General features: G+C 74.0%; 1 pseudogene. It reads left to right on the forward strand.

Going from position 1 to position 842, the window contains the following annotated elements:
* Positions 1–127: 127 nt before the first annotated feature.
* Positions 128–842, forward strand: a pseudogene (locus G6045_RS40695) (hypothetical protein); the annotation flags it as partial.

The following is an 842-nucleotide window of genomic DNA, read 5'->3' on the forward strand; positions in this document are numbered from 1 at the left end:
GGTAGGGGAAATCCGCCCGCCGCAGGCGCACTCGACCCGCACTCGGCAACGAGACCGCACCCCCGAGCACCCGCCAAGGTCCGAGCGCCCACTGGCCGACAACCCCCTACGCACCGACACTGGACCCGTGCGCCCCGCAACCGCGACGGCAGCAGCCGTCACCGCCCTGATCGGTGCCGGCGCGGCCATGCTCGCGGCCGGCCGCCACGCCAGCGATGCCGCTCTGAAGGTCGAGCCCGGCAAACCGCTGCCCACCGAGCCCGCCCTCACCGTGCACGCCACGTCGAGCCACCAGGTCGCGCTGACCCGCGACCTCGCCTCGCAGCGCCCCGGCGTCTACGGACTGACCGGCCACGGCTGCCACGCCGTCGTCGGACCGGTCATCGAGGACGCCCCGCACACGGCCGACACCGTCGTACGCCGCCTCGACCGCGTCACCCACGGCACCCTCGACCCCGGCGCCAAGGTGTGGCTCACCCCCCAGGTCCACCTCGGCAACCCGCGCACCGCGCTCGGCCTGGACCACGCCGATGTCGACATCCCCGGAGAGCTCGGCGGGCTGCCCGCCTGGTTCGTGCCCGCGGACCGCGACACCTGGGTGATCACCGTGCACGGCCTGGGCGCCACGCGCGAACACCCCATGGTCGTCATGGAGTTCCTGCACGGCATGCGGATCCCCGTACTCGACCTCGCCTACCGCGGCGACCTCGGCGCACCCCGCTCACCGGACGGTCTCGCCCATCTCGGCGAAAGCGAGTGGCGCGACCTGGACGCGGCCCTGCGCTACGCCGTCCGCTACGGCGCACGGAACATCGTCGTCCACGGCTGGTCCACGGGCGCCA

It is taken from the genome of Streptomyces mesophilus (genome assembly GCF_011044995.1).
GTDB lineage: Bacteria > Actinomycetota > Actinomycetes > Streptomycetales > Streptomycetaceae > Streptomyces > Streptomyces mesophilus.